Source organism: Actinomadura harenae (assembly GCF_003696215.1).
GTDB lineage: Bacteria > Actinomycetota > Actinomycetes > Streptosporangiales > Streptosporangiaceae > Spirillospora > Spirillospora harenae.
Genome location: NZ_RFFG01000232.1, coordinates 1 through 3,323, shown reverse-complemented (window position 1 = coordinate 3,323; position 3,323 = coordinate 1). Strand labels below are relative to the sequence as shown.

The following is a 3,323-nucleotide window of genomic DNA, read 5'->3' as shown; positions in this document are numbered from 1 at the left end:
CAGGGCCCGGCTCACGCGCGCGGCGCGGAACCGCGCCTGGCGCTTGGCCCGGCGCATCGCCCGCACCCGGGCCGCCCGGAGCTCCGCGGCGCCCGCCGGGTCCACGCTCGGGACCACGGTGCCGGCCGCGTCGATCCGGGACGGTATTCGCTCACGCGAAAGGTCCTGGCTGAGCAAGTTCATCTTCGACTCCTGGGGGACGGGGCGGCGCGACGCGACGGTCGCGCCGCCCTGTGCCTCGATGTGAACGGACGGGATCGTGGTCATCGCCGGGTCACGCGGTCACCTGGTCGGGAAGCGGGTGCTTCCGGGGACGGCCGCGCGGCCGCTTGCGCGGGACGACGACGCCGCGGACGAACAGCTCGCCTCCCCACACCCCCCAGGGCTCCTTGCGCTCCAGCGCTCCGGCGAGGCATTCGCGGCGGAGCGGGCACTCCAGGCAGAGCGCCTTGGCGAGCTCGACGTCGGCGGGTGCCTCGGCGAAGAAGAGCTCCGGGTCGGTCCGGCAGGGCAGAGTCAGGTCCTCGTCGCTCATCGCGAGAGCCCCCTGCATCACGGTCACCCTTGTTCCTCTCGTTGGATCTCAACGGGTTCGTGTCGTCGGGTCTGTCTGGACAAAGAGAAAGGCCGCGGATTCCGGTGTCGGAATCCGCGGCCCGGGGGCTCGCCGGTCTGGTTCTAGACCGGTCGTCGCCTCCGGGAGTACGGACCCGACTCGTCGCCCTCCGGGGAGGTGACGTTCACGTGGGTCGTTGCCGGAGCGGTGCGCTGTGCGCCTTCCGCGAGTTCGGCTGCGAAGACACTGCGCCCCTGCTCGTCACGGGACACCTGCTGCATCAGACCGAGCGGTCGCAGCCCGGCCCCGAACAGGCCGAAGCCCTCGAGATCGGTCACGATCAGCTCGATCGTCCGCTTGACACCGCCGCCGTATTTCGCCACGTCACCGAGAACTCCGGTGCGGACGGGGAGGGCGGTGGCGCCGGCATAGGCGGCCGAGAACGCCGGGCAGGGCACAGTCCCGCGCTGCCACATGCTCAATGAGTTCGTGTTCTTCACCGGACCACACACCACCTTCCTGGTTCTCGTGCCGACCGCCGGACCAAGATCCAGTCGTTCGACTGCCGAATGTTCACAGCGAGCGTACGGCGCTCCGCGGGAAATCAGCAAGATATTTTTGACCTGCGGTTTTGTGGCCCGTCTCACCGGAACCTCCACCGCGTCCCGCGCGTCGGAGCGAACGCCCGTCGCTGTGCTCAGGGTACTCGCGGGCACCGCCGACGATCAGAGGCGCGGCCACTCCCGGACGGTGAGAACCCCCTGCCGCGCCGGGTCCGTACCGACACCCTCCCCAGCAATTCCGGACATCAATGTACAATTCGCGCATTCTTTCGATCTTGTCCCGCCGTTCCGGCGGAGCAGGGCAAGATGTCCGTCATGTCCGAGAATGAGGCCCTGCTCCGGCGGATCGAGAGCGACGAGACCCTCGCCGACCTGCTCGTCTGGCCGGGCGACTTCGACATCGGCAGGCGCGAGCCGGTCGAGGACGTGTTCCTCGCGTCCGGCATGTCCCTGACCCCCGTCGCGGGCGACGACGCGGGCGGCACGTACTTCCTCTGCGGCGGCGCGGACGGCCCCGTCCTCTACGGCGACTCCGAGGGGAACGGGGCGCTGATGGCCGCGGACCTCACCCAGGCCGTCACGCTCATCGCCGCCCTGCCGTACTGGCGCGACCTCGGCCACGGCTGGTCCATCGAGGAGGGCGAGGAGTCGCTCGGCGAGGACCACCCGGAACTCCCCGAGTACCGCGCCGAACTCCTCGTCCTCCTCGCCGGGCTCGGCATCGTCCCGCCGTCGAACGAGCGGCTCGTCGAACGGTTCCGCACCGCCGCGAGGCGCACCGTCCCCGACTTCCAGCTGCAGTGCCGGCACGACGACGCCCACGGGGTCTACGTGTCGACCTACGATCCCCTGTTCAAGGACTTCGCGGCCCTCGGGTCCCGCTGACGCGGCTCGCCTCCTTGAGGAGGCGGCTCCCTGACCGGCGCTTTCTCGCCTCTGCTATCTCATGGCGGGGAAACCGGTTCGCCAGCTCGGGTGTGCCGGACACCAACCCAGCTCACCGCGCGCGCGGGCGTTGGAGGCGCCTCGCTCCCAGCCCTCCCGGCCGTGCCGAGCGGAAGGTGCCGGCACGCCGAGCGCCCGTGCCAGCACCGGGAGCCACTCGCGCGCACGTGCGGGCGTGTCGTCCACGATGTTGACGACGCCGCTCGGCCAGTCGAGAGCGGCGACGGCGGCGCGGGCCGCGTCCTCGACGTGGACGAACGAGGAGACGCCGTCGTCCGCCTGGAGCGGGCCGAGGAAGACGGCGGCGGGATCGTCCTCCGCGCGCCCCGCGAGACGCTCGCCGACCAGGCCGCCCGGCGTGTACCAGGTCCCCGGACCGTAGAGGACGCCGTACCGCAGGACGACGTGCTCCTCCACCTCGGCGACCGCCTCCTCCAGGGCCGTGACCCCGCCCACCAGGCTCGCCCGCGGCCGCGGCGCGGTCACGTCCAGGGGCGTGTCCTCGGTCGCGGGACCGTCGCCCGGCTCGTACGCCCAGGCGACCGACTGCGCGATGATCCGCCCGACCCCGGCCCGCCGGGCGGCGTCGACGAGGACGCGGGTGCCCTCGCGCCGGATCCGCCCGTTGTCGGCCGGGCCGCCCCTGGCCAGGGCCGTGAGCTGGTGGATCACCACGTCCGGCGCGACGGCCGCGACCGCGGCGCGCACACCGTCCGCGTCAAGGGCGTCCCCGCGCACGGCGGACGCACCGAAGGTCCGCAGCAGGTCGCGCAGCCCGTCCGTGCGAACGAGGCCGGTCACCTCGTGCCCGGCCTCGACCAGCAGCGGAACCATGAGACGGCCCACGGCGCCGGTGGCGTCGGCGACGAGAATACGCACGACAAGCTCCTTACGATCTCCATCAAGGTCACCGAATGGCACCGGCCACGTTAGGGACCGAACGACCGCCTACGATGGGCCATTCGATGACCGAGACATTGGGCCGATCCGCGCCTTCCCCCGCCGCCTTTCCGGCCGGGCCGGAGCTGCTCCTGGAGGTCCCGAGGCGCGGCGGACGGCGCCGGGCGGTGGAGGATTCGCTGCGCGCCGCCATCCGCGAGGGCAGGCTCGCCGCCGGCGTCCGGCTGCCGTCGAGCCGCGACCTCGCCACACAGCTCGGCCTGTCCCGGGGCACCGTGGCCGGGGCGTACGAGCAGCTCGTCGCCGAGGGCTGGCTGACCGCGCGGTCCGGGTCCGGCACGCGCGTCGCCGCGGGCGCC

6 protein-coding genes are annotated in these 3,323 nt (G+C 72.3%); 2 read left to right on the top strand and 4 right to left on the bottom strand.

The genetic code is table 11. From position 1 onward, the window contains the following. From EBO15_RS42985 to EBO15_RS42975, 3 genes are all read right to left on the bottom strand, one after another. The coding region (locus EBO15_RS42985) for a hypothetical protein (RefSeq protein WP_147481928.1) at positions 1-183 on the bottom strand (183 nt) is incomplete at its 3' end. A 91-nt stretch (positions 184-274) separates the two neighbouring features. After that, entirely contained in the window at positions 275-553 is a 279-nt protein-coding gene (locus EBO15_RS42980) for a WhiB family transcriptional regulator (protein WP_117359259.1), read from the bottom strand. A 125-nt stretch (positions 554-678) separates the two neighbouring features. Continuing rightward, a complete protein-coding gene (locus tag EBO15_RS42975) occupies positions 679-1,056 on the bottom strand; it encodes a hypothetical protein (RefSeq protein ID WP_147481927.1) in 378 nt (125 codons plus the stop codon). Positions 1,057-1,434: 378 nt separating this feature from the next. On the opposite strand from EBO15_RS42975, the gene EBO15_RS42970 reads away from it, so the two are divergent. After that, entirely contained in the window at positions 1,435-2,004 is a 570-nt protein-coding gene (locus EBO15_RS42970) for a hypothetical protein (RefSeq protein ID WP_147481926.1), read from the top strand. A gap of 54 nt (positions 2,005-2,058) precedes the next feature. Here the strand turns inward: EBO15_RS42970 and EBO15_RS42965 are convergent, their stop codons facing one another. Then, on the bottom strand, positions 2,059-2,943 hold the full coding sequence (locus tag EBO15_RS42965; RefSeq protein ID WP_122200166.1) for an NAD-dependent epimerase/dehydratase family protein: 885 nt from the start codon (positions 2,941-2,943) through the stop codon (positions 2,059-2,061). Positions 2,944-3,029: 86 nt separating this feature from the next. Here EBO15_RS42965 and EBO15_RS42960 point away from each other — a divergent pair. Continuing rightward, positions 3,030-3,323: GntR family transcriptional regulator (locus tag EBO15_RS42960; RefSeq protein ID WP_147481925.1), on the top strand; the 294-nt coding region annotated here is incomplete at its 3' end.